At 62.2% G+C, this 25,557-nt stretch carries 21 protein-coding genes; 10 read left to right on the forward strand and 11 right to left on the reverse strand.

Annotation, left to right across the window (positions count from 1 at the left end):
- Window positions 1-2: 2 nt before the first annotated feature.
- Both Q5H92_RS17545 and Q5H92_RS17550 read left to right on the forward strand, forming a co-directional pair.
- Complete coding sequence (locus tag Q5H92_RS17545) at window positions 3-1,100, forward strand: hypothetical protein (protein ID WP_305012855.1); 1,098 nt, start codon at window positions 3-5, stop codon at window positions 1,098-1,100.
- A gap of 320 nt (window positions 1,101-1,420) precedes the next feature.
- A complete protein-coding gene (locus Q5H92_RS17550) occupies window positions 1,421-3,514 on the forward strand; it encodes a hypothetical protein (RefSeq protein WP_305012856.1) in 2,094 nt (697 codons plus the stop codon).
- A 55-nt stretch (window positions 3,515-3,569) separates the two neighbouring features.
- On the opposite strand, the gene Q5H92_RS17555 is transcribed toward Q5H92_RS17550, so the two are convergent.
- From Q5H92_RS17555 to hppD, 5 genes are all read right to left on the reverse strand, one after another.
- Window positions 3,570-4,727 carry a porin family protein gene (locus tag Q5H92_RS17555; RefSeq protein ID WP_305012857.1) on the reverse strand — a complete coding sequence of 386 codons (1,158 nt, stop codon included), beginning with the start codon at window positions 4,725-4,727 and terminating at the stop codon, window positions 3,570-3,572.
- A gap of 161 nt (window positions 4,728-4,888) precedes the next feature.
- A complete protein-coding gene (locus tag Q5H92_RS17560; protein WP_305012858.1) occupies window positions 4,889-5,356 on the reverse strand; it encodes a hypothetical protein in 468 nt (155 codons plus the stop codon).
- Between the two features lies 1 nt (window position 5,357).
- Complete coding sequence (locus Q5H92_RS17565) at window positions 5,358-7,094, reverse strand: phospho-sugar mutase (protein WP_305012859.1); 1,737 nt, start codon at window positions 7,092-7,094, stop codon at window positions 5,358-5,360.
- A 105-nt stretch (window positions 7,095-7,199) separates the two neighbouring features.
- Window positions 7,200-8,468: a T9SS type A sorting domain-containing protein gene (locus tag Q5H92_RS17570; protein ID WP_305012860.1), complete on the reverse strand. Its 1,269-nt coding sequence runs from the start codon at window positions 8,466-8,468 to the stop codon at window positions 7,200-7,202.
- Window positions 8,469-8,606: 138 nt separating this feature from the next.
- Window positions 8,607-9,740 carry a 4-hydroxyphenylpyruvate dioxygenase gene (hppD, locus tag Q5H92_RS17575; RefSeq protein ID WP_305012861.1) on the reverse strand — a complete coding sequence of 378 codons (1,134 nt, stop codon included), beginning with the start codon at window positions 9,738-9,740 and terminating at the stop codon, window positions 8,607-8,609.
- A gap of 169 nt (window positions 9,741-9,909) precedes the next feature.
- Between hppD and Q5H92_RS17580 the strand changes: the two genes are divergently transcribed.
- The 3 genes from Q5H92_RS17580 (at window position 9,910) to Q5H92_RS17590 (ending at window position 11,726) form a co-directional block, all read left to right on the forward strand.
- A complete protein-coding gene (locus tag Q5H92_RS17580) occupies window positions 9,910-10,296 on the forward strand; it encodes a hypothetical protein (protein WP_305012862.1) in 387 nt (128 codons plus the stop codon).
- A 151-nt stretch (window positions 10,297-10,447) separates the two neighbouring features.
- Window positions 10,448-10,807 (forward strand): DUF952 domain-containing protein, encoded by a 360-nt coding sequence (locus Q5H92_RS17585; protein ID WP_305012863.1) that lies wholly within the window; start codon window positions 10,448-10,450, stop codon window positions 10,805-10,807.
- A gap of 76 nt (window positions 10,808-10,883) precedes the next feature.
- The gene (locus Q5H92_RS17590) at window positions 10,884-11,726 is read left to right on the forward strand and encodes a hypothetical protein (RefSeq protein WP_305012864.1); all 843 of its coding nucleotides are present in this window, start codon (window positions 10,884-10,886) and stop codon (window positions 11,724-11,726) included.
- Between the two features lie 6 nt (window positions 11,727-11,732).
- Here Q5H92_RS17590 and Q5H92_RS17595 read toward each other — a convergent pair whose 3' ends face one another.
- Window positions 11,733-12,374: a response regulator transcription factor gene (locus Q5H92_RS17595; RefSeq protein WP_305012865.1), complete on the reverse strand. Its 642-nt coding sequence runs from the start codon at window positions 12,372-12,374 to the stop codon at window positions 11,733-11,735.
- A gap of 5 nt (window positions 12,375-12,379) precedes the next feature.
- A complete protein-coding gene (locus Q5H92_RS17600) occupies window positions 12,380-13,636 on the reverse strand; it encodes a sensor histidine kinase (RefSeq protein ID WP_305012866.1) in 1,257 nt (418 codons plus the stop codon).
- Between the two features lie 248 nt (window positions 13,637-13,884).
- On the opposite strand from Q5H92_RS17600, the gene Q5H92_RS17605 reads away from it, so the two are divergent.
- Window positions 13,885-17,685: a PKD domain-containing protein gene (locus Q5H92_RS17605; RefSeq protein ID WP_305012867.1), complete on the forward strand. Its 3,801-nt coding sequence runs from the start codon at window positions 13,885-13,887 to the stop codon at window positions 17,683-17,685.
- A gap of 204 nt (window positions 17,686-17,889) precedes the next feature.
- Here the strand turns inward: Q5H92_RS17605 and Q5H92_RS17610 are convergent, their stop codons facing one another.
- Together Q5H92_RS17610 and Q5H92_RS17615 are read right to left on the reverse strand one after the other, a co-directional pair.
- Window positions 17,890-19,806 carry an ABC-F family ATP-binding cassette domain-containing protein gene (locus Q5H92_RS17610; RefSeq protein WP_305012868.1) on the reverse strand — a complete coding sequence of 639 codons (1,917 nt, stop codon included), beginning with the start codon at window positions 19,804-19,806 and terminating at the stop codon, window positions 17,890-17,892.
- A gap of 83 nt (window positions 19,807-19,889) precedes the next feature.
- Window positions 19,890-20,405, reverse strand: a complete 516-nt coding sequence (locus tag Q5H92_RS17615) for a hypothetical protein (RefSeq protein ID WP_305012869.1) — start codon at window positions 20,403-20,405, stop codon at window positions 19,890-19,892.
- Window positions 20,406-20,639: 234 nt separating this feature from the next.
- On the opposite strand from Q5H92_RS17615, the gene Q5H92_RS17620 reads away from it, so the two are divergent.
- Together Q5H92_RS17620 and Q5H92_RS17625 are read left to right on the forward strand one after the other, a co-directional pair.
- Window positions 20,640-20,933, forward strand: coding sequence for a type II toxin-antitoxin system HigB family toxin (locus Q5H92_RS17620; protein WP_305012870.1), 294 nt, complete (start codon window positions 20,640-20,642; stop codon window positions 20,931-20,933).
- Window positions 20,934-20,947: 14 nt separating this feature from the next.
- Window positions 20,948-21,298, forward strand: a complete 351-nt coding sequence (locus tag Q5H92_RS17625; protein ID WP_305012871.1) for a helix-turn-helix domain-containing protein — start codon at window positions 20,948-20,950, stop codon at window positions 21,296-21,298.
- A gap of 11 nt (window positions 21,299-21,309) precedes the next feature.
- Here the strand turns inward: Q5H92_RS17625 and Q5H92_RS17630 are convergent, their stop codons facing one another.
- The gene (locus tag Q5H92_RS17630) at window positions 21,310-21,900 is read right to left on the reverse strand and encodes a hypothetical protein (protein WP_305012872.1); all 591 of its coding nucleotides are present in this window, start codon (window positions 21,898-21,900) and stop codon (window positions 21,310-21,312) included.
- 242 nt (window positions 21,901-22,142) lie between these two features.
- Window positions 22,143-22,520, reverse strand: a complete 378-nt coding sequence (locus tag Q5H92_RS17635; protein WP_305012873.1) for a DUF6799 domain-containing protein — start codon at window positions 22,518-22,520, stop codon at window positions 22,143-22,145.
- Window positions 22,521-22,763: 243 nt separating this feature from the next.
- On the opposite strand from Q5H92_RS17635, the gene Q5H92_RS17640 reads away from it, so the two are divergent.
- Both Q5H92_RS17640 and Q5H92_RS17645 read left to right on the forward strand, forming a co-directional pair.
- The gene (locus tag Q5H92_RS17640) at window positions 22,764-23,156 is read left to right on the forward strand and encodes a hypothetical protein (protein WP_305012874.1); all 393 of its coding nucleotides are present in this window, start codon (window positions 22,764-22,766) and stop codon (window positions 23,154-23,156) included.
- Between the two features lie 234 nt (window positions 23,157-23,390).
- Window positions 23,391-25,550 (forward strand): TonB-dependent siderophore receptor, encoded by a 2,160-nt coding sequence (locus tag Q5H92_RS17645; RefSeq protein ID WP_305012875.1) that lies wholly within the window; start codon window positions 23,391-23,393, stop codon window positions 25,548-25,550.
- Window positions 25,551-25,557: the final 7 nt, after the last annotated feature.

Raw genomic sequence — 25,557 nt, forward strand, 5'->3', positions numbered from 1 at the left:
AAATGATGGATACCCTTACTGCTGGCCGGGGCCGGCGCTTCAGCCTTGCTTTCTTCATCGGCGCGCTGCTGTCGCCGGCCATTGCCATGGCCCAGCCCAAGTTGCCAGTCCGCACCACTGCCACTTCCGGCGAAGAAGCTTCTTACGACACGCAGAAGCACCTCACGGTAGCCGTCACGAAGTTTGCCGATGCGCGTACGGCGGTGTCGGGCTTCATCCGGCGGCGGGCGGTGCGCGTGCAGAAGCAGGAGGAAACGCCCGAGCAGCTTATTGCCGAATTTGCCCTGGCCAGCCCCGACTTGGTGAGCCTCGATTCACTGGCCGCCGCGCTGGGCTACGTGCTCGAAAACAACCTCAACTCCCAGGACCTCAGCGGCCGCATCGGCGAGTTGCGGGCCGATGAAAAGCGCACCGCCGAGCAGGTGGCCGCCATGGAGCCGCGCCGCACCCTGGGCACCTTGGAGGAGCAGGCCAGCCTGCGCCGCGACCTGGACCGCGCCACCGACCGCCTCACGAGTACGCGCCAGCAGCTGGCCGGCATCGCCGACCACGCGGGGCAGGCCTACGTCACGCTGCGCCTGTTCGATGAGGTGAGCTTCCCCACCGGCAACCGCCGCGTGAGTTTCGTGAACATGCCCGGCGTGGAGTACGGCTACCTGCGTCTCGATAACCCCAAAGTGGGCCTGACCAGCGCCGCCTACCAGGGCTACGCCCTCAAGTACCTCGTGACGCGGGGCAAAAGCTACTTCAACCTGGGTTTTTACCGGCCGGTGTCGGGCAATACGGGCGAGTCTGATTTTGTAAACGAGCTGTTTGTCATCAACTTCGGGCAGGATTTTTATCCGCGCAACTTCGGCCGGGGCCGGCGGCGTTACTTCAACCTCTATACCTGCTACCAGCTAGGTGGCTTCATCCTGAACCGCAACAGCGACAAAGGCAACGAGTTCATTTCCAACGCCAACATTGGGATTGGTTTGGAAATCATGAAAACGCGGCACGTACTCATTGATACCAAAGCCAGCTACTTCGTGCCGCTCAACGACCGCAGCCGCGACCTGCGCGGGGTGCTGGGGCAGGTGGCCTTCAACTTCGTGTTTTAGGCGTAAGTCTGAACGACGTATAGACGGGGCCTGCCCCCGCCTATCGTTGAACGATTCCGTTAAGACGGCGCAAATAGCCGGGCGGGGGCAGGCCCCGCCCCTACGTCGTTCACGCATGCTTCCGAACTACTCCTTAGCTGCGCAAGCTCAGCCCAGCTTTTTGGACTGGCCCCAGCAAGAATTTGGCGCTGGAACTTTGAAGCCCGGCTAGTCAAGCCCGACCTTTGCGCCGTAGGCCCTATTTCTGCCTGCGCGCTCACATGCCGGCTTCGTCATCTTTCCGCTTAATTCTAATCTTTTTTGGGATTTTATGGGGAGTGATGCCACAGCTAGCAACGGCCCAAACGGCCCCCACCGGCCCACCAGTGCTGCGCGAAGCCAGCATCCGTACCGACACCAGCACCTATTTTCTGAGCCGCAACACGGCCCTTGTGCAAAACTCGCCCGCGCTGTATTTCTGGTTTCGGCGCGACGATGAAACCGTGGAGCTACGGCTTTATCCGGCCAGCGCCAAGCCGCTGCGTCTGCGCCGCACGCCCGACTACCAGCAGCTCGACTCGCTGACCAAAGAAGACGACGGCGGGTTTCGCACGCGGCTCAAGTTCCAGAACCTGACCAGCAGCCAGTTTTTGCGGCTGGTGGTGGAGCAGGCGGCCGACACCGCCGGCCGGCCGGCCCTGCGCCAGGTGGTGCCGCTGCTGCCGCTGGCCCGCACCACACTGGCCCTGCGCGTGCCCGATAACGAGTTGTTTGTGGGCGAGGAAAAGGTGTTCGAGCTCACCAGCTCGAACCCGCGCAACGTGCATGCGGCCGGCGAGTGGGTGCGCGGCCCCGAGTTCGACTACCGCCTGGTGGCCGAAGCCAACGGCACGCTGCGCCTGCACGTGCTGCCCAACCAGCTGGGTTTGCGCACCTTGCAGCTCAAGCTGCAAACCGAGCGGCCCACGCTCATGCCCGGCAACAAGCTCAGCTACCAGCTGCCGGTGCTCAAGCAGGAATTCAACGTAAAGGCCAGCCGCCTGCGCTTCCTCTCGCCCGACAAGCGCACCGTGACGATGGACGAAATCAGCCGCCGCAAAGGCGTGGAGCTGATACTGGACAACGGCCGCAGCTTCGAGCTGCACCGCACCTACCGCGTGGAAGACCAGGAAGAGCCCGGCGGCGAATTGATTGCCGACATCTACACCCGGCAGTTTCTCAGCAACGACCGGGTGCTGTGCTACCTGCGCCCCTACAACACCCACCGCCAGACCGAAGGCTACCTCTACATTAAGGAAAACGACGCCGCCCGCTACCTCACCAACCTCGATATCACGCCCCAAACCGTGATTCGGAACGTGCAGGTGCTGCACCGCGGCGGCGAGTGGACGCCCGGCCTGAGCGTGAGTCCCGGCGAAACCGTGGACGTGCGCCTCGAAGGCGAGGGCCTGCAAAAGGCCCGCGTGTCGTTCGAAGACCTGCCCGTCATTCCCTCCGATTCGTCGGTGCGAACCGATGCGCGGCTGGTGTTCCGGGTGCGCGTGCCGGTGAATTTCGACAAGCGCAAAAGCACGATTTACAACCTGGGCCAGCCCACGGGCTATGCCTTGAGCGTGCGCGAATTCCAGCGTCCGCACTCGCTCGATTTCGTGTCGGTGACGTATGGCGACGCGGCCCGGCCCATCACCCGCCTCAACGGCCCGGTGCTCTACGACGGCACTATCCGCGACGTGGTGTTTCAGTTCAACCCGGCCGGCATCGACCAGGCCGACGTGCTGTTTGGCAAGCAGTTTCTCAGCTTCGAAATCCGTACCGTCAACGCCAAGGGCGACTTGATTGAACTGCGCAACATCGACAATATCGTTATTTGTCCCGGCGACAACTCGCCCCGCGCCGCCTTCTACGCCGACAAGCAGTGCCGCACTGACCCGCTCAGCATCAATTCTATCCTGAGTCGCAAAACCTACGACCTCGACGAGTGGAGCCGCATTTTCGTCACGGTGAAGCATCAGGCCAGCCAGTACAGCGAAACCGGCTATACCCAAACCGTGGAGCTCGTGCTCAAGCGCAGCTACAAGTTCGACATCGACGTGAGCTTCCCGGCCGGCCTGCTCACGCGCAAGCAGAAAGAGGATAAATTCGGCGACCTGGGCGGCATCTCGCTGGCCACGCTGGCGCAGTTCAGCTTCTACAGCCCCAACAAAATCAACCGCTTGCGCCCCTATAAAATCGGCGCTGGCTTCGTGGCTCTCAACGCCTTCAACCTCGGCAGCAGCACTGCCAACCGCGACCTGGGCGTCGTCATCCTTGGCTCAGTATATCCCACGCGGCGCGAGGCCAAGTTCACCTTTCCGCTCTACCTGGGCGGCGGCTACCTGCTGGGCACCACCCAGTGGTTTTTCATGCTGGGACCGGGCATTGGGGTGCGCCTGTAGCCATCAATTCCTTCGCCGCTGTTGTCGTGCGTATCGGCAACAGCGGCGAGGGTGCTTAAAAATACAGGCCCGCATCGAGGTGTAGCACACGCAGATTGCCCACCATGGCTTCTGCGTTGATATTATTGTTGACGTTTGGCTCGAGGCGGTTGTACCGTGCTTCCAGCGTGAGGAAAGGCTGGCCGGCGCGATGCAGCGTCAGGCCGGCGCCGCCGGCAAAACCGAAGACCGTTTGCGCGACGCCGATGGGCAGTTCGGGCGTGGAAGGGCTTTTGGGGTAATGGTAGGTTGACTTGTTGCTCAGGTTGTTGCCGAAAACGAACCCGGCATTGGCGAATGGCCGGAGGACACCGCGGCCCACGGTATAGCGCAGCAGCAGCGGGATTTGAATTTGAGAAAATTTCAGCGTTGCGGAAATAGTGTTGCTCGCAATGCCGCTGTTGTAGCCCGTCGCCTCTGCGGGGCCGTATTCGCTGCGGTACGATAGATACAGCACCTCGGCCTGCACCGAGAACGGCGTCCGCGTAGCCATGTTCACAATGAATCCGCCTTGGAAACCGACGTTGTTGTGAATCGTTGATTTGAGCGTCTCGGGTGCCAAATCGCAATTCAGAATGTTCAGTCCGGCTTTCAGGCCCGCGTGCAGTTGCACGCCGGTGCTGTGTTTCACCACGCGGCTGGGCAGTTGCGGCTGCTTGCAGCGGTTATAATCCATCACGAGCTTGGTGAGGCCAGTAGTGGAGTAGGGGTAGCGGGCTTGAAACGCATTGCTGCCAAAGTCAAAAGTGGCGCAACCCACCAAGTTGCGGGCCAGCGTCAGCTGATTGGTAGTGGGGGCTACTTCAATCAGGTAGGTAGAGTCCGGCACTTGCAGGTAGTAGCGCTTTTCCTGCTGCTCGTTCTCACCGCCAAACAAGCTCACGTAGCCGGTCACCAGCGGCTGAACGAACCGCGGCTGGCTGTGCGGCCCGTCGGCCCGGCTCACGCGCTCCGGCTCTTTGCCACTGCCGAAGGAAGTGATTTCCGAGGCGCTGTATTCCGCGGGCGACTGGCCGGGCCGGTGAAGACGCACGCGGCTGAAGTGGCGGCCCACCTGTTGCACCTGGCCGCGCAAGGTATCCCCCGTGGTGGTCACCACATAGTTGGGCTGAATCTGCTGGGCGAAGCCAACCGATGAAGCCAGTAGAAGCGGAAAGAGTAGAAGTGAACGCATCAAAAAAGTTAAAAAAATGACTGGAATAGCTGGTAAAGGTAAGCTGAGGTAACGCGCCTTGGGCAAACGTGGCAACGGGTTTCGGCTGGGCACCCTACCTGCTAGGTCCGAGCATTGATATGTTCATCGAAATGCCACTACCGCAGTTGTTTCCTGACATTTTAACAGGTATAATCCTTCAACTCCAAAGCGCCTGCTGTGGCTATATCTTTGGCTATTGCTCTTGCCTTATGCACATTCTGAACTTCTAATAAAAGCCAACCCACACTGGAATTAGGAACGGAAAACATAACTAGGTAGCGCTGTCGCTTTAGCGTCTGATAAACGCCTGAATCACTTATTTCGTCTTTTGCGATTTCAGAAAAGTGCTTGAGAAATACGTGGTTAATAGCTGGTAGTCGTTCCCAGCCACCAAGTGGGATAAGGCCGAATAAACAAGTAAAATCTCCCTTATAGCCAGCCGCAAAATCAAGTGCGATATAATTATAAGTTGTAGCGGTACCAGTAGTCAATAGTAGGCTTGTAATACCTAGATAGAATTCCTTGTTAATAAGGGCATAAGCAGAAAAAGCAAAAATAAACGCACCCAGAACATAGTTCCAGGTGCGTGGTAATGCTATTTTAAGCATGTTACTGCAGTTTCATATCCGCAATAATGGCCTGGATTTTCTCGTGCGCCTTCCGCTGCGCCAAGTCAAAATCCACGGCTGATTTCAGCGGCTGTTTCACGCTGAAGTAGAACTTGATTTTGGGCTCGGTGCCGCTGGGGCGGGCCGATATTTTGCTGCCGTCGTCGGTGAGGAACTGGAGCACGTTGGAGCTTTCCACGCCGGTGTCGGTGGCCAGACCGGTGCTGAGGTCGTGGATGCGGCCGGTTTTGTAGTCGCGGATTTCCACCACTTTCATGCCCGCGATGGTGGCGGGCGGGTTGGCGCGCAGGCCGGCCATCATCTCCTGAATTTCCTCGGCGCCGCGCTGGCCTTTTTTGGTAAGGGAAATCAAATCCTCCACGTACAGGCCGTACTGGGCGTACATGTCCACCATTTCCTGGTAGAGTGTGCGGCCCTTGTCTTTGGCCACAGCGGCCATCTCGGCCACCAGCGCGCAGGCCGAAATGGCGTCCTTATCGCGCACAAAATCGCCGATGAGGAAGCCGTAGCTTTCCTCGCCGCCGCCGATGTACGTCTCGCGGCCTTCCTTCTCGCGGATGAGGCCGGCGATGTACTTGAAGCCGGTGAGCGTGCGGTAGCTGTTCACATTATAGTGGCGGGCGATGTCGCCCAGCACCTCGCTCGTCACGATGGTGTACACGATGAAGTCCTGCGGCGTGCTCTGGCCGGCGCGGTGGCGGGCGCTCAGCAGGTAGTTGGTGAGCACGGCGGCGGTCTGGTTGCCATTTAGCAGCACCCACTCGCCCTTGTCGTTTTTCACGCCCACGCCCACGCGGTCGGCGTCGGGGTCGGTGGCCAGCACGATGTCGGCGTTGGTGGCTTTGGCCTGGTCGAGGGCCAGCTGCATGGCGCTTTTTTCCTCCGGGTTCGGCGACTGCACGGTGGGGAAGTTGCCATCCGGCGTGGCCTGGGCCTGCACCACGTTCACGTTCGTAAAGCCGAATTCGCGCAGCAAGCCGGGCACCAGCGTAATGCCCGAGCCGTGGATGGGCGTGTACACGATGTTTAAATCGTGCTGGCGCTGAATGGCGGCCGGGTCGATGCTGAGCTTCTTGGCAGCAGCGAAATATTTCGCATCGATGTCGGCGCCAATGCTGATGATTTTCGACGGGTCGGCCTGAAACTTTACCTCCGTGGGGGTGGTGATTTTGTTGACTTCGGCGATGATGTTCTGGTCGTGCGGAGCCACCACCTGCGAGCCGTCGTTCCAGTACACCTTGTAGCCGTTGTACTCCTTGGGGTTGTGCGATGCCGTGATGACGCAGCCGCTCTGGCACTGCAACTCGCGAATAGCAAACGACAGCTCCGGCGTGGGCCGCAGGGCTTCAAACAGATAGGCAATGATGCCGTTGGCCGAAAAAATACCGGCGGCGATTTCGGCAAAAGCGCGGCTGTTGTTGCGCGAGTCGTGCGCGATGGCCACCTTGATTTGCTGGCCGGGGAAGCTCTGCAGCAGGTAGTTGCACAGGCCCTGCGTAGCCATGCCCAGCGTGTAGCGGTTCATGCGGTTCGAGCCCGGGCCCATGATGCCGCGCAGGCCGCCGGTGCCAAATTCGAGGGTACGGTAGAAGGCGTCGGTGAGCTGGTCGTCCTGGCCGTCGGCCTGCATTTGGCGGATGGCAGCTTGGGTGTCGGCGTCGTAGGCGGGCGTGAGCCAGGTATTGATGGTGTTCTGGATTTCGGGGGTGAGGGCCATGAGGAGAAAGAAATGAGTTCAGGTGGTCTGGAAACGGGCCGTAAAGGAAAGTGTTTTAAAGGAAACCGCGCGCTGGTTTCTGCCCCGCCATGCCGGGCTGCGAAATCAAGGGGCAGCAGGTCGGCGGAGTTCGATTTTGCGCGTGAAGGCCCCGGCCGCCGATTCGACCCGCAATACGTACAAGCCCGCCGCCAACGCCGATACCGCCAGTTCCTGTCGGGCACTGCCGGCGGCCAAGCGGCCGTGCGCCACGCTTCGGCCTGCCATATCGCACAGGTCCAGTGTAAGCTCATCCGCAAAGCCGCCGGCCCGCTCAATGCGCAGGGTGTGGCTGGCGGGGTTGGGCGCCACCGAGAAAAGGCTGGGCTGAATCCGGGTGGTGGCAGTGGGCGCTGCCGGGGCCAGCCAAGGGCGCGTGTTCAGGGCATACAGCCGAGCCGGAACGGTGACGATGCTGGTTACCTGCTCATTGGAGATGAACACGCGGTACAGGTTCACGAAGCACAGGCCCTCAGCCTGGCCAATGAACAGGGCGTTGGGCAGCTCAATTCGGCGCTTGTTACCCTTCAGGTACTGCCCGCCGCGGAAGTCCGAGAGCAGCCACAGGAAGGTGGCACCCGTGCTGGCGTTGTAGCCCAACAGGCCCGCGCCGGTGCCGGCGGCGTTGAGGTCGGCGGCGGTGATGAGGCCGTTCACGTTGAAGCTGCCTTTGAAGTGCGCCACGTAGGCGCCGGGCTGGGCCGGAATGGTGTAGTACTTGGTGCGCAGGTCGGCCCAGTTTTTGGTGAAAAGATGCAGCGAGTCGTTGGCGTAAAAGAAGGCTTCGCAGTCGAAATTGTGGTTGTTGGTGCCGGGGCTGAAGTTGGTTTGGTCGGGGTAGCTGAAGTTGATGGACTGCGCCGTGACCGACACCGAAGGCCCGGTGCCGACGGCCGCTTTGGCCACGCGCAGCACCCGCAAATCGCGCCGGTCGCCGTTGTTGTTGCCAAAGTCGCCGACGTAGAGGTACTGCGCATCGGTGGCAATGTCCTCCCAATCCACGTTGATGACATTAGTGATGACGACCTGCTGCACCAGCGCGCCCGAGGTCGAATCAATCTTATAGAGGCTGGGTGTGTTGCCACTGTCGTTGAAGGTCCACAGGTTCCGGTCGGTGTATTGCAGGCCCGAGCTTTCGGGCACGGCGCTGGCCAGCGCCGCTTTCGTAGTGAGCGTCGCGCTGGTGGCGGCATACAGGCACGAGCCGTCGTTGACGGTGGCAGCCGGGTTGTAGTTGGTGGCGCGCGGGTCGGTACAGCCGCTTTGGGCCTGTGCGGTGGCGGTGGCCTGCGCCACCAGTAGGAATAGAAGGTGAAGAGTAAGGGTTTTGAACATACCGACAGAAAAACAGAACGTCATGCTGAGCGCCGCCGAAGCATCTCTACCGCAATAGTAAATGAATTGCGTTACCCGGTAGAGATGCTTCGGCGGCGCTCAGCATGACGTTCTCACATCAGCCGAAACTTTACGATTCTACAGATTCCCCCGCAGCGCCTGCTCGCGCTCAATGCTCTCGAACAAGGCTTTGAAGTTGCCTTTGCCGAAGCTCTTGGCGCCTTTGCGCTGGATGATTTCGTAGAACACGGTAGGCCGGTCCTCCACAGGCTTGGTGAAAATCTGGAGCAGGTAGCCTTCCTCGTCGCGGTCCACCAGCAGGTTCAAGGCTTTCAGCGACTCCAAATCCTCGTCGATGGCACCGATGCGCTCCAGCAGGTCCTCGTAGTAGGCGTTGGGTACGGTCAGGAATTCCACGCCGCGGCGGCGTAGCTCCGTCACAGTGCTGCGGATGTCGTTGGTGGCGATGGCGATGTGCTGCACGCCGGGCGAGTGGTAGTAGTCGAGGTACTCCTCAATCTGCGACTTTTTCTTGCCTTCGGCGGGCTCGTTGATGGGGAATTTCACGTAGCCGTTGCCGTTGGAAACCACCTTCGACATCAGGGCCGAATACTCGGTGCTGATGTCTTCGTCATCGAAGGTGAGGAGCAATTTGAAGCCCATCACGTCCTCGTAAAACTTCACCCACTGGTTCATTTCGCCCCAGCCCACGTTGCCCACGCAGTGGTCGACGTGCAGCAGGCCCACCGGCGTGCCATGCGGCACCAGGCTGCTCTTGGCCACGAAGCCGGGCATGAACGGGCCGGTGTAATTGGTGCGCTCCACAAAGGTGTGGATGCTCTCGCCGTAGGTGTAGATGCCGGCCAGCGTCACGCTGCCGTGCTCATCCTCAATGGTATAAGGCTCGAAGGCCGAGCGGGCGCCGCGCTTGGTGGTTTCCTCGTACGACTGGCGGGCGTCGTCCACCCACAGGGCCATCACCTTCACGCCGTCGCCGTGCTTGGCCACGTGCTGGGTGATTTCGGAGTCGGGCAGGAGGGAGGTGGTGAGGACGAGGCGGATTTTGCCCTGCTGCAGCACGTAGCTGGCGCGGTCGCGCAGGCCGGTTTCGGGGCCGGCGTAAGCCACCAGCTCGTAGCCGAAGGCGGCCTGGTAATAATACGCCGACTGCTTGGCGTTGCCGACGTAGAATTCGACGAAGTCGGTGCCTTTGAGGGGGAGGAAGTCCTGGGCGGGCTGGGCCAGCACTTCGGGCGAGGTCATGGTATGCATGAGGTGGAGTTAGGAGGGGAAACGGGTGGGGGATGAACGGGGTAAAAATACGGCTTTGATTGGTTCCGCGGATGAATTCGCCGTTTGGGCCGCGGCGCCGACCGCCGGGCGGCGTAGGTTTGCCAAATCATTCCCATTTTTGTGCCCAATCATCTGCCCCAGGCATCCTATGAATACCGAAGAACTGAACCGCGCCCTCGTGGCCCTGATTGAAAAAAAGGCCGAGCTGCACACCCTCAAGTACGACGACGCCCGCTACGACGACGTGGAGGAAGCCCTGCACGACCTCGAAGACGACTTCAACGACGAGTACGGCGACTTCCTCGAAACGGCCCTCGACAAAGTGCACACCGACCTCAAATCGGACACCGACGTGCTGCTGCCCACCGCCTACCTGCCCAGCAACCCCGGCTCCGTGCCCACTCCCAAAGAAGGCGTCTGGGTTGATTCGGAAAAATACCCCGGCAAGGAAGCCCGCATCACGCTCATCCCCAATCCCGTCCGCATCATGCTCACCGTGGGCAAGCAGGTGCAACAGGAGCTGTGGAAGGCGTAAGGCTGGCAGTTTCGTAAGAAAAAATCTGGAACGTCATGCTGAGCGCAGCCGAAGCATCTCTCCCGCGCAAGTAATCTATTTACTATGGCGGGAGAGATGCTTCGGCTGCGCTCAGCATGACGTTCTGTTTTTCAACTATTCCGAAAATCTTATGCTCTACCGCCTCGCCGAGCCCGCCGACTGGCACAACGCCCAGCAAACCGGCTTTTTCGCCAGTACCGACCTCGCGGCCGAGGGCTTCATTCATTCCTCCGAGCAGCACCAGATTCTCGAAACGGCCCGCCGGTGCTATGCCGGGCGGGCCGATTTGGTTTTGCTGGAATGGGATGAGGAGGCGCTGATGGCCGCCGGCGTGCGCGTGGAACGCGAATGGGTGGCCAGCCGCGGGCAGCATTTTGCCCATGTTTTTGGGCCGGTGCCGTTAGCGGCGGTGCGCCGCAGCTGGCCGTTTGAGGCCGATAACGTAGGTGATTTTCAGCTGCCGAACGAGCTGGCCGATGATAAGAAATAGTTTTTAAATTGCCGTGCAACCTCCGCTTCCCAAGCTGCATCTTCCGCCCAGAAGCAATACCTTAAATCGTCAATTTATGCCGCCTTTTTACCTACGTCCGTTGTGCTGGCTGGCCCTGGTGGGTGCGGCCACGGCTTGCGCCCCCACTTATCAGTTGGGACTGAAGCCAACCAAATCAACCGGCCTGTTTGCTGAAGGTCGCGAGCAGGCCCAGGCCGTGGCCGACAGTGTGGAAGTGCGCCTCAGCTTCGTGTGCTACGAGGCCAACCGCGTGGTTTTCGAGGCTGAATACCGCAACCCTACCCGCCGCTCGCTGGTGGTCGACCCCGCCGCGTTTCAATACGAGGCCAACCGGGTGGCCGCCCCCGCGCCCGACCCCAAAGCCAAGCGCCCCAAGCCCCTGCCCGGCGCCGAAGTAACGGCCGCCATTGCCGCCGCCAGCATGGCCTTGCCGCTGCCGCCACTGCCACCCCAGGCCGTACCGGCCTTCGACCCCGAGCCGGAAATCAGCGCCCTGCGCACCAAAGCCGACAAAGAAGCCCAAAAAGCTGCCCGCGTCGACTGGCTGGGCCTGGCCCTGGGCGCCGCCAGCCTGGCCACTGATATTGCCAGCATCGGTAGCCGCGAAACGCCCGCCCAATACCAGAACCGCGCCGCTATCCACGACGCGGCTGTGACGTACAACGTCATCTCCTCCGCCGTAAAAGTCGAGCACGCAGTGGCTGCCGACGTCCTGCAACAGCGCGCCGTCATGTTGCAGGAATACGCCCTGCGCAAAGTGACCCTAGAGCCCGGCCAGCAGGTGCGGGGCTACCTCTATTTCCCCCGCTACGACGCCGCCGACGGCTTCGTGCTGAAGGCGCCCGTGGGCAGTAGCGTGGTGCCGCTGGAGTTTGCGCAGGTGCGCAAGCGGCAGTAGGCGCCGTCAGGGCGTGGCGGCCAGCCACTTTTTGTCGCCGGCTTTGCGCAAAGCGTCCGATTTGTTGTTGACTTCCAGCTTGTGGTAGATGCTGCGGATGTGGCTGCGCACGGTTTCCTTGTTGATGAACAACTCGGTGGCAATTTTCGTGTAGGTTTTGCCCTGCGCGATACTTTGCAGCACCTGGGTTTCGCGCGCGCTCAGGGGCGAATTGTGGTTGATGGCGAAGGACTTCACCACCAAACTGGCGATGTGCAGGCTCATGGGCGCGCCGCCCGCCACGGCTTCGTCGATACTCGTCACCAGCGCGCCCACGCTGGCGTTTTTCACGAGGTAGCCGCCGGCCCCGGCGCAGAGCGACTGGAACACTTTCTCGCTGTCTTCCAGCACGGTAATGATGAGTACAATGCAGTTGGGGCGCAGCTTTTTGATGCGGCCCGTGCCGGCGATGCCGTTCATGCCGGGCAGGTCGATGTCCATCAGCACGATGTCGGGGCGGTCGGCGTCGAGGTTGCGGAGGGCTTCTTCGCAGGTGCCGTACTGGCCCACCACCTGGTAGGTGCCAGCGCTTTGGATAACCTTGGCGAAGCCCTGGCGGATGAGCGGATTGTCTTCCACGATGAGGAGCCGCTTGCTGGTCGTTTCCATCCCGATTAGCTGATAAAAGTGGTGTGTACCGGGGCCGTGATTTCGATGCGCGTGCCGTTGGCGTCCGTGTGCAGCCCGAAGCCCAGATGGTGCTTCTGGCAGCGGTGACGCATGTTTTGCAGGCCGTAGTGGCCGGTGCTGCCCTCCGGCTCGGCCCAGCGGCCGTTGTCCTGCAAAATATAGGTGACCTCGTGGGCGGCCGGGCGCAGCGCCAGCGTGACTTCGGTGGCGCCGGCGTGCTTGACGACGTTGCCCATGGCTTCCTTGAAGATGTAAATCAGATTAAGCGAAGCGAACGGGGGAAGCTGGCCTCCACCGTCCTCCCCGATAAGCTCGGCTGAGAAGGCGATATCAAACTGGTTGTAATACTGCTGGCCGTAGGCGGTCAGGTACTGAAACAGGACTTCGGGCTGGTCGCTTTCGTGGTGCAAATCCCAGAGGAAATCCTTGCTGGACGCGTAGAGGCGGTTGCTGTTGTCGCTGATGGCCTTGAGGATGGGCAGCACCTCGGGCTGGTCGCAGAGCTGCATTTCCAGCAGCGCCGCCTGCCGGGTGATGGCGGCCAGCACGTTGCCGGTTTCATCATGAAAATCAGCCGCCACGGCCTGCCGCATGGTGTTCAGCTGCTCGGTGCGCTGCCGCACGGCCTCGTCGAGCAGGCTGATTTTTTGGTTTTGCAGCGCGTGGATGGTGAGCCGGCTTTGCTCGCCGGTGTAGTGCCCATACGCAAGGGCACCCCCGATAAAAACCGCGATGAAAACGTGCAGGGACAGCGCGTAGAGCGGATTGCTGGTGAGCGAAGCGGGGTGCATCCCGCTCGGCACGGCTGGGGTCTGGAAGTAGACATACACCAGCGCGCCCAGGCAGACCAAGACCCCGGTCCAGCCCCATTTCTTGTCCGCCAGCAGCGCCACTACCAGGTACATATGCAGCAGGTTCACATTGATGGAGAATATCATTCCGGTGTTGCGGATGAACCCATAAATGATGAATACCGACCCAATGGCGGTGAGCGACATGGGAATGCGGTAGTGCCCAAACCAGCGCATCGACAATAAAATGCCGCCCGCCAGGGCCGCATTGATGTAAAGCCCCAGCGGGGGCAAGCCAACGTACCGCATCACGGCGGCCCCCACAAACAGCAGCGCGATGCCAAACACGCAGGTAGTGGCCACCACGTAAAATTCGGTGTAGCGGGGGTGGGTTTTATCGGCGCGCAGGGCGGCCGGCAGAAAGAAGGTGACTGGGGTATCCGTCAGCATGAAAGAAGGGGAGTAGTCTGCTAAAAGTAGCGGATAGTGAGACGGTTAGAAAGAGCGGCGGCAAAAATCACCCAATTTGGGGGATTGCTGCCGGTGGGGGAAGGGTATAGTTTTGCCTTCATAAACTATTGATTTTTTGGGCTAATAAGCGGCTTCACGCCGGTAGTTTCTGCGCTCCATTTGCGGCGTCGGCAGCTGCTCAGGCCGGCCGTCTATCTCCTTCCATTCCTCACCTTTTCATCAGCCATATGAAAAAAACTACCCTGCTTGCCCACGGCCTCGCGCTGCTGGGTGCCCTGGCCGGGCCCGGCCGGGCCGCCGCCCAAACCCTGCCCGGGACGCCCGCCCCCGCCGCGTACCAGCCCTACCAGCGCACCGACCCCAACTCGCGCATCGGCGGCGACTTGCAGCGGCTCTACCGCCGCTGGACCGGCACCGAGGGCCAGCCCAAGGCCACCCCGGCCGCGCTGCGCGCCGCCTTCCCCGAACTGCTGCTGAGCGCCGACAGCCGCACGGTGCTGGTCCGCATCACGGCCCAGGACGTGGCCACGCTGACCGAGGCGCTGGCCGGGCGCGGCTTCGTGGTGAAATCGAGCCACCCCGAGCGGCACTTCGTGGATGGCTACCTGCCGCTGGCACAGCTGGCCCCTGGCAAAGACGGGCTGGCCGCGCTGGCCGACCGCGGGCTGCTGGGCGTAATGCCCGTGCAGCGGGGCCGCACCAACCGAAGCGACGCGGCCGCTGCGGTGGCCCGCCAGGTGGCCCGCACCAGCAGCACGGCCAACGGCCCCGTCATCGGCCAGGCGGCTTATTTGATGCAGGCCGAGCGGGTGCGGGCGCTGGGCGGCTACGACGGCCGGGGCCTGCGCATTGGGGTGATTAGCGACAGCTACGACAACCTGAGCACGGCCGCCGACGCCATCGCGGCTGGCGACCTGCCGGCCGAGGGCGTGCAGGTGCTCCAGGAATTTCCCGGGGCCAGCTACGACGAGGGCCAGGGCATGAGCGAGCTGATTCACGACCTGGCGCCCGGCGCGCGGCTGGCGTTCAGCTCCGGCACCTTCGGCGACGGCGACATGGCCGACCAGATTCGCCGGCTGGCCGACCCGGCCGAGGGCAACTGCCGGATTATCGTGGACGACCTCTACTTCTCCTACGAGCCCGTGTACCAGCGCAGTGTCATCGGCCAGGCCATTGCCGACGTGCGGGCCCAAGGCGTGGCCTACTTTACCTCGGCGTGTAACTTTGGGGACGATACCTACCTGAACAATGCGCCGGCCTTTGTGACGCAGGCCAACGGCGCGGCGCGGCTCAACTTCAACGGTACCGGCACGGGTGCGGCGGCCCTGCGGCAGCACGTCACGGTGCGGGACGGCCAGGAATACGCCACCCGCTTGTGGTGGAGCGACCCGTACTACACCACGGCCGGGGTGCAAACCGACCTGGACCTGTACCTGCTCAGCAGCCGGGGCGACACCGTGGCCACCAGCACCGAGGCCAACCGCACCAACCAGCTGCCGACCGAATTTGCCGGCTTCACCAACGATACCAGCCAAACCCACACCACCAACTTCTACCTGCACCTGGTGCGGCGGGCCGGCACGGCCACCCCGGCCCGGCTGCGCCTGACCTACTACGGCACCGTGGCTGACGAGTGGATGAACAACGGCTACTCGACCACCGGCCACGCCGGGTCCCCGGAGGCTATTACGGTGGGGGCCGCGCCGTTCTACGACGCCAACCAGCCCGAATTCTTCACCAGCAAAAGCGGCGGCATCCTCCTGTTCAACCCTAATGGGACGCCGCTGGCCACGCCCCAGGTGCTTTTGAAGCCGGAGCTGGCCGCCCTCGACGGCACCGACACCCGCGCCTTCGACGCGCCCTCCCTGCCCCGCGCCGACCGGCCGGCCAACGGCTACCCCAACTTCTTCGGCACCTCGGCGTCGGCTCCGCACGCGGCGGCGGTGGCCGCGCTGCTGTGGCAGGCCCAGCCCACGCTCACGGTGGCCCAGCTGCTGGCCCGCCTGCAAAGCACGGCCCGCGACATCGTCGCGGCGGGTTTCGATGACCTGACCGGGGCTGGCGTGGTGGACGCCTACGCCGCCATCTACGGCACCACGGCCCGCCCGGCCGTGCCCACCGCCGCCCAGCCTTGGGTGGACGATATGAACCGCGGCGGCCTGAGCCGCGCCTGGGTGGTGACGGCCACCGGCCCCGCCCGGCCCTGGGTGCGCTCGGAAATCGGGCCGGCCTCGGGCCGCTACCACCTGGTGCTCGACGCCAGCGCCCAGGGCACCGGCCTGCGGGGCGTAGCGATGGGGCAGAACACCGCCGCCGCCACGCTGCACGCCAACCTAAGCGGCACGGCCCCGGCCACCGGCTGGTACCTCACCTTCCGCCACAAGCGCATCGCGGGCGAAACCAACCAGCAGCTGCCCGCCCAGTTCAGCACCGCGGCCTACGGCGACGGCGTGAGCCTGAGCGCCGACGGCGGCCAGACCTGGTACCGGCTGGTCGACCTCACCACCCTCACCAACACCACCTACCAGGTGCAAAGCACCAACCTGAGCGCCTTCGCCCAGGCCAACAGCCTCACGCTGGGCAGCAACGTGCGCCTGCGCTTCCAGCAAAGCGGCCTGACCTCGGCCGACTCGACGGGTGGCGCGGCCCGCGGCGGCTGGGCCTTCGATGACGTGGCCCTGACGGCCGGCCCGGCCGGGGTGCTGCCGCTCTTCACCTCCACGGCGACCAGCGCCACCTGCCCCAGCCTAACGGTGACGTACACCGATGCCTCGCTCAACGCCCCGGCCGGCGCGGCCCGGCAGTGGAGCTTCCCCGGTGGCACGCCGGCCACCAGCACGGCCGCCAGCCCGGTCGTCACCTACGCCACGGCCGGCACCTATAACGTGAGCTTGACCATTGGCACGGGCAGCAGCGCCGTCACGCTCACCGACACGGCCTACGTGCGCCTGCCCGGCCGGGCCCCCGTGCCCGTGGCCACGGCCTCCAAAACCCGGGTGTGTCCCGCCGAGGCGGTGCAGTTTACGGCTTCGGCGGTGTATTGCCCGGGCGGCTACAGCTGGCGCTTCCCCGGCGGCACGCCGGCCCGCAGCACCGCCGCCAACCCCACCGTGAGCTACGCCACGCCCGGCATCTACACCGTGGTGCTGACGGCCACCAATGCCGCCGGCAGCGACAGCGTGAAGACCCTGCGCGTGCAGGTGAAGCCCACCGTGGCCGTGCCCACCGCCATCCAGCCCTTCAACACTGCCCCCGTGCCGGACTATTGGGAAATCGTGAACCCCGATAACGCCATTTCGTGGATTAGCTTCCCCGCCATTGGCCCGAACGGCCAGCCGGGCAGCTCCGTGGGAGTAAACGGCTACGACTATTCCGCTGTGGGCCAGCGCGACCGGCTGCTGAGCGTGCCGGTGGCCTTGCCCGCCAGCCTGCCCCGCGCCACGCTCCGCTTCGCGGTGGCCTACGCGCCCTACCCGGGCTATACCGATTCGTTGCTGGTGCGGGTGCTTTCGCGCTGCGCCCCGCACCAGGTGCTGGGCACCGTGTACCGCAAGGGCGGCGCGCAGCTGGCCACCGCCGCACCCACCCCAGACTACTTCTTCCCGGCCGGCGCGCAGGAGTGGCGCACCGAGCAGGTCAACCTGTCGGCCTACCGGGGCCAAGATGTGGTGCTGGCGTTCGAATTCTACAACGGCAACAGCAACATCGTCTGGATTGACGACTACCGCGTAGACGCGCAGGTGATAACGGCCGCCACCTCGGCCCAGGCCACGGCCGCCGGCCTGCTGGCCTGGCCCAACCCCGTGGCCGGCCGCCACGCCCTGACGGTGGAAGCCCCCGCCAGCCCTGCGCCCGCCACCCTGCGCCTGCTCGACGCGCTGGGCCGCGAGGTGTGGCATGGCACGGCCCCGGCCGGCGCGGCACCCGTCCGGCAGCCGGTCGTGGCGCCGGCCGCTTCGGGTGTGTATTTGCTCCAGTACGTGCCCGCCACCGGCCAGCCGCTGGTGCAGCGCGTGGTGGTGGAGTAACACTCGGCCGGCTGTAAATAGAGAAAGCCCGTCAGTCCCGGTTACATCCGGTCTGACGGGCTTTTTGATTTTCTTGGCGGTGCGTCAGACGGTCATGCTGAGCGCAGTCGAAGCATCTCTACCGCAATAGTAAATGATTACGTTGCGTGGTAGAGATGCTTCGACTGCGCTCAGCATGACGTTCGTTTCCTGTGCCTTTCTGGATTACCCCAGCTCGGCCAGCTCCAGCCAGCGCAGCTCCTTTTCCTCCAGCTCCTGATTCAGCGCCGACAGGCGGGCACCCCAGGCGGCGAAATCCTGTGGCGAGCCGCTGCCGCCGTTCAGTTTGGCGGTGATGTCCTGCTTCTCGGTTTCCAGCGTGGCCATGGCTTTTTCGAGCTGCTCGTACTCCTTTTTCTCGGCAAAGGTGGCTCGACGCTTTTGGGGCGAGGGGGCTACGGCGGTGCTCACGGCTACAGGCGCGGCCAGCTTGGCGGCGGCGCGGGCGGCTTTGGCAGCCTTTTCTTCTTCAATGAGGGCGGCTTCGGCTTCGCGCTCTTCGAGGTACTCGCGGTAGTCGGTGTAGTTGCCGGGGAAGTTGAGGACGGCGCCGCCGGGCTCGAGCACGAAGAGGTGTTCGGCGAGGTGGTCGAGGAAGTACCGGTCGTGGCTGACGATGAGCAGGCAGCCGGTGAAGTGCAGCAGGAAGTCTTCCAGGATGTTGAGCGTGGCCAGGTCCAGGTCGTTGGTCGGCTCGTCAAGAATGAGGAAGTTGGGGTTTTTGATGAGCACGCGCAGCAGCTGCAGGCGGCGCTTTTCGCCGCCGCTCAGCTTGCTTACCAGCGTGTACTGCTGGGCGGGCGGGAACAGGAACAGGTTGAGGAACTGGCTGGCGGTGAGCACGTCGCCGTTGGCGAGCTCCACCACTTCGGCCACTTCCTTCACGATGTCGATGACGCGCTGCGAGGGGTCGAATTCCAGCTCGGTCTGGGTGTAGTAGCCGAACACGGTGTTGGTGCCCACGTCGATGGTGCCGGAATCGGGCTGGAGCTTGCCGGTGAGCATGTTGAGCAGCGTGGACTTGCCCGCGCCGTTGGGGCCGACGAGGCCAATCCGGTCCTTCTTCTTGAACACATAGCTGAAATCGTCGAGTACCACGTTGTCGCCGAATTTCTTGTTCAGGTGGTCGGCTTCGATGATTTTGCCACCCTGGCGGGTGGTTTTCACGCTCAGCTCAATCTGCTGCTTGTTGAGGTTGGTGCTGGCCTTTTCCTTGGTGACGTAGAAGGCGTCGATGCGGGCTTTTTGCTTGGTGCCACGGGCCTGGGGCATGCGGCGCATCCATTCCAATTCCTTTTTGAAGAGCTGGCGGGCCTTCTCCACTTCCACGGTTTCGCGCATTTCGCGGTCGGCCTTTTTCTCCACGAAATAGGCGTAGTTGCCCTGGTAGCGGTACACCTGGCCCTTGTCGAGCTCCACGATTTCGTTGGCCACTTTGTCGAGGAAGTACCGGTCGTGGGTCACCATCAGCAGGGTGAGGCTGGGCGAGTTCAGGCGGTTTTCGAGCCACTCGATGGTGGCCAGGTCGAGGTGGTTGGTGGGCTCGTCGAGGAGCAGCACGTCGGGCTCTTCGATGAGGACGCGGGCCAGGGCCACGCGCTTGCGCTGCCCGCCCGAGAGCTGGCTCACGTTGCGGGTGAGCAGCTCGCCGAGGATGCCGAGCTTGCCCAGAATCTGCTGCACCTGGGCTTCGTAGTCCCAGGCGTTGAGGGCGTCCATGCGTTCGAGCACGCGCTGCAGGTCGTCGGGCTTGTGGTCGGGGTCGTTCACCACGTGCTCGTACTCCTGGATGGCGCGGAGCGTGTCGTTCTGGCTGGCGAAGATGGTGGCCTCCACGCTCAGGCTTTCGTCGAACACGGGGTTCTGGCCCAGGTAGGTGACGCGGATGCCCTTGCGCACGCTCACCGAGCCGGTGTCGGGGGCTTCGAGGCCGGCCAGCACCTTCATGAGGGTGGTTTTGCCGGTGCCGTTGATGCCCACAAAGGCCACGCGCTGCCCTAGGTTGAGGCCGAAGTTGAGGTCTTTAAACAGCCAGCGGTCGGCGTAATTCTTCGAGATGTTCTCGGCGGATAACAGGTTCATAGGCCGCAAAGGTACGGCCGGGGCGGGCGGGGACGTTTGATTAGCTGTCAACCAAGAAGCGGCATTTAACGCTTCCCAGCGAATCAGTATTTGAGTGCAAGCCGGCCGGGACTCAGCAAATACTGTTTCAACTGGTTCTTATAAGCACGCTTTTGTGCTTTTGATAATTTTTGATAAGGGCCGACATCATCTGAGCGGCAAATTGAAATAATGCCAAGTGCGCAACCCCCATAATGAAATAGGTCGTCACAGCTAACCACTCGTACTAAAAAAAGCAGGCCGGACTCTGGCTGGCTAATGCAGTAGTTCTTGGTTCCTGTTCTGTCAAGGTAGTACCCTCGCTCACTTAAGCTGGACAAGTCGACAGAAACGGAAGGTGCGATAGGACGGTGGTCATTAACAAGTATTTGTTTCATCAGATTGCTCCATGCGGCCCCACCATTTTCAATTCTGCCAGAATGAAATCCATCTTCGATTGCTGCTTCAATTTGCGCTTGAGTTGATGGTGGCGGCCATACTACCCCTTCGACGCGAATTTGTGCATCTACTTCTTGAGTAAATAAGACAATTGACAAAACAAGAAATAGAAGTTTTTTCATAGATTACGACGCACAGATGGTAAGTTCTGGTCTGCAACGAATTTACTTCTTGTAGAGACACTTCTCAAGCCCCAACAAATTCATAACGTTTCTGCCGCCCCTTTCGCGGCGGCCGACACGCCCTGTCGCGGCGGGGGCGTGGGGGCGGCGGGAACGATGCAAGCGCGCTTTGTTGGCCAGCCGCAAACTGTTAGCTTCGCGGAAACGTTAGGGAATTACAAAATCTGTAATCGCATGGTGGTGCTGGCTAAAGCGGCGGTGAAGGAAGCGGCCATTCGCTATCCTGGCTGCGTCAGGGCGCTGAACGAGTGGTACGATGTGACCCGCGCCGCCAGTTGGAAGGATTTCCTGGCCGTGAAGCAAACGTATCGGAATACCGACTACGTGGCCCCCGACCGGCTGGTGTTTGACGTGTGCGGCAACCGCCTGCGGGTGGTGACGCTGGTGCATTTCAGCACCCGCACGCTATATATCCTGTTCATCGGTACGCATGCCGACTACGATAAAACCGACGTAAGCGCACTTTAATCTTTCTTCTTGCTATGACTATTCGCACCGCCACCGAATACCAAGCCGCGCTACTGGAACTGAAGCGGCTTATTACCACGGCTCCCGAAGGCGACGCGGCCATTGCGGCCTTGGCCGAAGCCATTGACGATTTCGAAATCAAGGCCGGTCACGGCCCGTTGCGGCCCGACACGCTGATTGGCCGGTTGGAAATTGAGATGTTCAACCGCCAGCTCAACCGCAAGCAGATGGCCGAGCTGCTGGGCATTCCCGCCAGCCGGTTCAGCGACTTGCTCAACGGCAAAACCAGCGTGACGATGAGCTTGGCCAAGAAGCTCCATAAAACGCTGAATATTCCGGCCGATTTTATTCTGGAAGCGGCGTAGCTTTCACTATCCTACTTTCTGGCCTGGGCTTCGAGGTAGGATTTCAGACCGAAGTCTTGTTTGTAGAGCATGACGCCGGGCGCGTGGACGATGAAGGCCACGATGGCGGCCGAGTGGCCGCGTGTGGGGCGGCTGAGCTCGAACCCAATGCCGTCGAAGGGCGCATCGAGGAGCGAGCGGGGCTCCTCAGTGCCGAGCTGCAGGTTGAAGGCCTTGTCGTGGCGCGGGTAGAGGGGCGCAATATCGGCCACCGGCGAGCCGATGTGCAGGCCGTTGGCCAGCTTAAAGGCCGGCGACGTGGTGCGGATGAGCTGCACGGTACGGGCCTTGGAGTTGGGCGCGGCCTCGGCCGGGCGCGCCCAGTACACATCGAGCTGGCTGGGGCGGTTGCCGGCCACGGTTTCCTTGCCCACCCAGGTGTTCCACGACTCGCCCAGGGCGCCTTCGGCGTGGGTGGGCGGCCCGAGGGAGGCGAGGGATTTGAGCGGGTCGGAGCCGATTGCCACGGTGCCGATGCTGCGGCCGGGCACCACCAGGTAGCGCGGGCCGGGGGCCGCCAGCACGGCCGCGCCGGCGAGCAGGAGGGTGGGGAGGAAGTGCATGACGGGAGCGAGGGCAAGGTGGAAATGGGATGTTGGCGAAGGGCCGGCGCTTTTATACGCAAATGTGCTTTCCAAGGGCTTCCAGCCCCTGCCGTCGTCCTTCACGCCGCCGGCTGCCGGCAGGAACGAAGTAGCTACCTAGTGGGAAGGGGAGCCAGCGGGTAAACCTTGAAGTTCTAAACAGCAAGGGCCTACCCGCTATCAGCAGGTAGGCCCACGTTGGTAGAGCAGCGGATGCTGGCTTACATTTTGGGTTTGCCTTTGCCGCCTTTCATCTTGCCGTCGTGCATTTTGTCCATGTGTACTTTGCCATCGGTGCCGATTTCCTGGCCGTCCTTCAGCATCATTTTTTTGCCGTCCTTCATCATCACGGTGCCGTCGGCCATCACCTGCGTGCCGTTGGCGAGGGTCTTGGTTTCGGTCATGGGTACCATTTGCCCGTTCTGCATCATCATCATTTTGCCGTCGTGCATCATCATGTGATTGTGCTCTATTTTGCCGTGGCCTTGGTGAGCCATTTTGCCTGGCTTGTCCATTTTGGCGGGCGCGGTCTGGGCCTGAGCGGCGGTGCAATAAACCAGCAGAGCGAGCGCGGCGAGCAGCGTAGTAAGCTTTTTCATGAAATTGAATTGGAAATGGGTTGGGGGGTGAGAATTGGAATTGTGCGCCTAATATACTGGAATCAAACCTGGTCTGCGCACCTCTGCTGGCTGCTGAATAACATGGCGTTGGCGACGGTCACGGATTGTAAATTAGTTTCAGCTTAGCGGGCGGTTCTGACAACCTATGTCAAACTATTTTCCGTACTTGCCCTCAGAAAACGGCGTGCGTTGCGCCTTGTCTGTCTGGAAAATTCCGACTCCGTGGCCCGCTCGTACCTCGTTTTGCTGCTGCTGCTCAACTACCTGCTGGTAGTGGGGGCCGGCCTGGTGGAGCGTCCGGCGCAGGTTATCGACCGGCCCTTCGCCTACCGGCACAGCCAGGATTGCCAGTTGAAGCACACCATGCGGCTAGCCTGCTTCGACGATTGCAACGGCGTGCAGTATAAAGTGCAGAAAACCGGCGAGCGGCCGCCGCTCACCCAGCTGCTCACCAGCCTCAAAGGCCTGGACTTGCACTGCCTACCCACGAGTGCCGGGCCCGTGACCACCGCCCCGCGTCTGTACAGTGCCGGCCCCGCCCGTTTGGCGGCACGCCCGGCCGTAGTGCCCGCCGGCTATCGGGGCGAAATCGACCTGCCGCCCCGCCGGGGATAAGAGAAGCGTCCATCAAGGGACTGCTAACGGCTGAGCACCACGTGCTTGGGCCTTTCTTCTTATCCATTTATCTGACGTGTGCCGTTGCGCCTGCGGGTCCGGCTACGTCATTTTTCGGCGTTTATGAAATTTATGGTACCCATTTACCCTCCGGCAAGGGCCGGAGGCGCTATTACTTATATGCCGTTGCCAAAGCTCGAGCAGGCAGCGAAGATTAAGTGTCTTTGGAGCAAAATGTTGCTGCTTTTGCTGGTGCTGGGCGCGGCCCAGGTGGCCCAAGCCCAGACCACTCGCACGCCCGCCGATACGGTGCGGAAAGTCTCGACCAAAGAACTGAGCGAGGTGACGGTGCAGGGGCGCTACTACAAGCAATACAGCACCAATTCCGTCTCCAGCGTGCTGCGGTTGCAAACGCCGCTGATTAACCTGTCGCAGAATATTCAGGTGATTACGCCCGAGGTGATTGCCGACCAGGCCAGCTTCAACACCACCGACGGGGTGAGCCGCAACGTGAGCGGCGTGATTCGGCAGGAAGTGTCCAATAACCTGGGGCCCAACCTGTTTATGCGCGGCGGGCAGATTAGCACCCTGCGCAATGGCGTGGACGTGACGCCGCTCTACCGGGGCCCCACGCCCGAGGACGCGGCCATCATCGAGCGGGTGGAGTTCGTGAAGGGGCCGTCGCTGTTCATGAACAACGTGGGCGACCCGGCCGGCACCTTCAACGTGGCCACCAAGCAGCCCACCGGCGCCACCCGCTACGCGGTGAATGCCATGCTGGGCAGCTACAACTTCTACCGCCTGGCCGCCGACTTCGACGGCAAACTCGACAAAGCGGGCAAGCTGCTCTACCGCCTCAACACGATGGGCATGAGCACGAAGTCATTCGTGAAGTACGACTACAACCGGCGCTTGCTGGTGGCTCCGGTGCTGAAATACCGGTTCAATGACCGCACCGCCCTCTCGGCCGAGTACATGTACCAGCGGTTTCAGTACGCCATGCAGAGTCCCATCGTGATGACGCCCAACGGCTTTGCCAGCCTGCCCACCGACTTCACCCTGACCGAGGAGAACCTGCGGCCCTACCACGTCACCGACCAGTCGGCGTTTCTCACCTTCACCCACCAGTTCAACACGAGTTGGCGGCTGACGGCCCGGGGCTCGGCCCTGCGCCACGACAGCGAGGGCACCTACCTGTGGGTGACGGGCGTGAACGCTGCCGACCCCAACGTGCTGCTGCGCAACCCCAAGTACGACCTCACCCGCTCGCTGGTGTTCTCGGAGCAGGCCTTCGTGAACGGCACGTTCACGACCGGGCCGGTGACGCACCAGCTGCTGACCGGCGTGGACGTGAACCAGAAAAGCCTGCTGGCCGCCAACTACGTGGAGTACGACACCTACCTGAACGCGGCCGGCCAGACCCGCCTCACCTTCTATCCGCTCGACCTGCGCAACCCGCAGTACGGCGCCGAAATCCGCGACTATACCTCGCCCGGCGGGCTCGACACGCACAACACCGACCAGTCCATCCGCTACTTCTCGGGCTACGCGCTCGATGAGCTGGGCTTGTTCAGCAACAAGCTGCGCGTGACGCTGGGGGCCCGCTATACTTCGGTGCGGGTTAAGAATGAGGTGTCGGGCCTGAGCACCAGCGCCTCCGATAACGTGGTGACGCCCCGCGTGGGCCTCAGCTACAGCCTGTTGCCCAGCCTATCGGTGTACGGGCTGTATGACCGCACGCTGGTGCCGCAGGCGGGCGTGACCAGCGCGGGCGCGTCCATCGACCCGCTCAAGGGCATCAACCGCGAAGTCGGCGTGAAGAAAAACTGGCTGGACGGGCGCTGGACCTCGGCCGTGGCGGTGTACTACATCACCCGCTCCAATATCATCGCCCCCGACCCCACCGACAGCCGCTACCGCCTGGTGGCCGGCGAAAACCACGCCCAGGGCGTGGACGTGGACATCGTGGGCCAGGTGCTGAAGGGCCTGAACGTGGTGGTAAACTACGCCTATAACGACTCGAAAGTGGACAAGGACCTGAACCCGCTGCTGGTGGGCGCCCGTACGCCCATGTTCGTGAAGCACGTGCAGAACACCTGGCTCAACTACGAGCTGCCGCCCCGGCTGGTGCGCGGCCTCACGCTTTCGCTGGGCTACCAGTGGCAGGCCGACCGGGGCGAGCGGTTCGTGACGGCCACTGCGCGCGCCATTCCCAACTACTTCCGCCTCGACGGCGGCGTGGGCTGGCATTCGGAGCACGTCCGGGTCAATCTGCTGATTAATAACCTGCTCGATGAGAAGCTGATTGCCACGCCCTGGTTCCGCAGCGGCCTCTACTACTGGGTGCCGCAGGCGGGTATCAACGGCCGGCTGTCGCTGGGCTATGCTTTTTAATTGATGG

Source organism: Hymenobacter mellowenesis, assembly GCF_030581005.1.
Lineage (GTDB): Bacteria > Bacteroidota > Bacteroidia > Cytophagales > Hymenobacteraceae > Hymenobacter > Hymenobacter mellowenesis.

What these genes read in the sequence shown, in the direction of transcription:
- Q5H92_RS17610 (WP_305012868.1), bottom strand. Translation starts at nt 19,806, where the DNA reads ATGAACCTGTTATCCGCCGAGAACATCTCGAAGAATTACGCCGACCGC.
- Q5H92_RS17560 (WP_305012858.1), bottom strand. Translation starts at nt 5,356, where the DNA reads ATGCTTAAAATAGCATTACCACGCACCTGGAACTATGTTCTGGGTGCG.
- Q5H92_RS17635 (WP_305012873.1), bottom strand. Translation starts at nt 22,520, where the DNA reads ATGAAAAAGCTTACTACGCTGCTCGCCGCGCTCGCTCTGCTGGTTTAT.
- Q5H92_RS17590 (WP_305012864.1), top strand. Translation starts at nt 10,884, where the DNA reads ATGCCGCCTTTTTACCTACGTCCGTTGTGCTGGCTGGCCCTGGTGGGT.
- Q5H92_RS17625 (WP_305012871.1), top strand. Translation starts at nt 20,948, where the DNA reads ATGACTATTCGCACCGCCACCGAATACCAAGCCGCGCTACTGGAACTG.
- Q5H92_RS17620 (WP_305012870.1), top strand. Translation starts at nt 20,640, where the DNA reads ATGGTGGTGCTGGCTAAAGCGGCGGTGAAGGAAGCGGCCATTCGCTAT.
- Q5H92_RS17600 (WP_305012866.1), bottom strand. Translation starts at nt 13,636, where the DNA reads ATGCTGACGGATACCCCAGTCACCTTCTTTCTGCCGGCCGCCCTGCGC.
- Q5H92_RS17605 (WP_305012867.1), top strand. Translation starts at nt 13,885, where the DNA reads ATGAAAAAAACTACCCTGCTTGCCCACGGCCTCGCGCTGCTGGGTGCC.
- Q5H92_RS17565 (WP_305012859.1), bottom strand. Translation starts at nt 7,094, where the DNA reads ATGGCCCTCACCCCCGAAATCCAGAACACCATCAATACCTGGCTCACG.
- Q5H92_RS17570 (WP_305012860.1), bottom strand. Translation starts at nt 8,468, where the DNA reads ATGTTCAAAACCCTTACTCTTCACCTTCTATTCCTACTGGTGGCGCAG.
- Q5H92_RS17645 (WP_305012875.1), top strand. Translation starts at nt 23,391, where the DNA reads ATGTTGCTGCTTTTGCTGGTGCTGGGCGCGGCCCAGGTGGCCCAAGCC.
- Q5H92_RS17580 (WP_305012862.1), top strand. Translation starts at nt 9,910, where the DNA reads ATGAATACCGAAGAACTGAACCGCGCCCTCGTGGCCCTGATTGAAAAA.
- Q5H92_RS17550 (WP_305012856.1), top strand. Translation starts at nt 1,421, where the DNA reads ATGCCACAGCTAGCAACGGCCCAAACGGCCCCCACCGGCCCACCAGTG.
- Q5H92_RS17595 (WP_305012865.1), bottom strand. Translation starts at nt 12,374, where the DNA reads ATGGAAACGACCAGCAAGCGGCTCCTCATCGTGGAAGACAATCCGCTC.
- hppD (WP_305012861.1), bottom strand. Translation starts at nt 9,740, where the DNA reads ATGCATACCATGACCTCGCCCGAAGTGCTGGCCCAGCCCGCCCAGGAC.
- Q5H92_RS17545 (WP_305012855.1), top strand. Translation starts at nt 3, where the DNA reads ATGATGGATACCCTTACTGCTGGCCGGGGCCGGCGCTTCAGCCTTGCT.
- Q5H92_RS17630 (WP_305012872.1), bottom strand. Translation starts at nt 21,900, where the DNA reads ATGCACTTCCTCCCCACCCTCCTGCTCGCCGGCGCGGCCGTGCTGGCG.
- Q5H92_RS17615 (WP_305012869.1), bottom strand. Translation starts at nt 20,405, where the DNA reads ATGAAAAAACTTCTATTTCTTGTTTTGTCAATTGTCTTATTTACTCAA.
- Q5H92_RS17585 (WP_305012863.1), top strand. Translation starts at nt 10,448, where the DNA reads ATGCTCTACCGCCTCGCCGAGCCCGCCGACTGGCACAACGCCCAGCAA.
- Q5H92_RS17555 (WP_305012857.1), bottom strand. Translation starts at nt 4,727, where the DNA reads ATGCGTTCACTTCTACTCTTTCCGCTTCTACTGGCTTCATCGGTTGGC.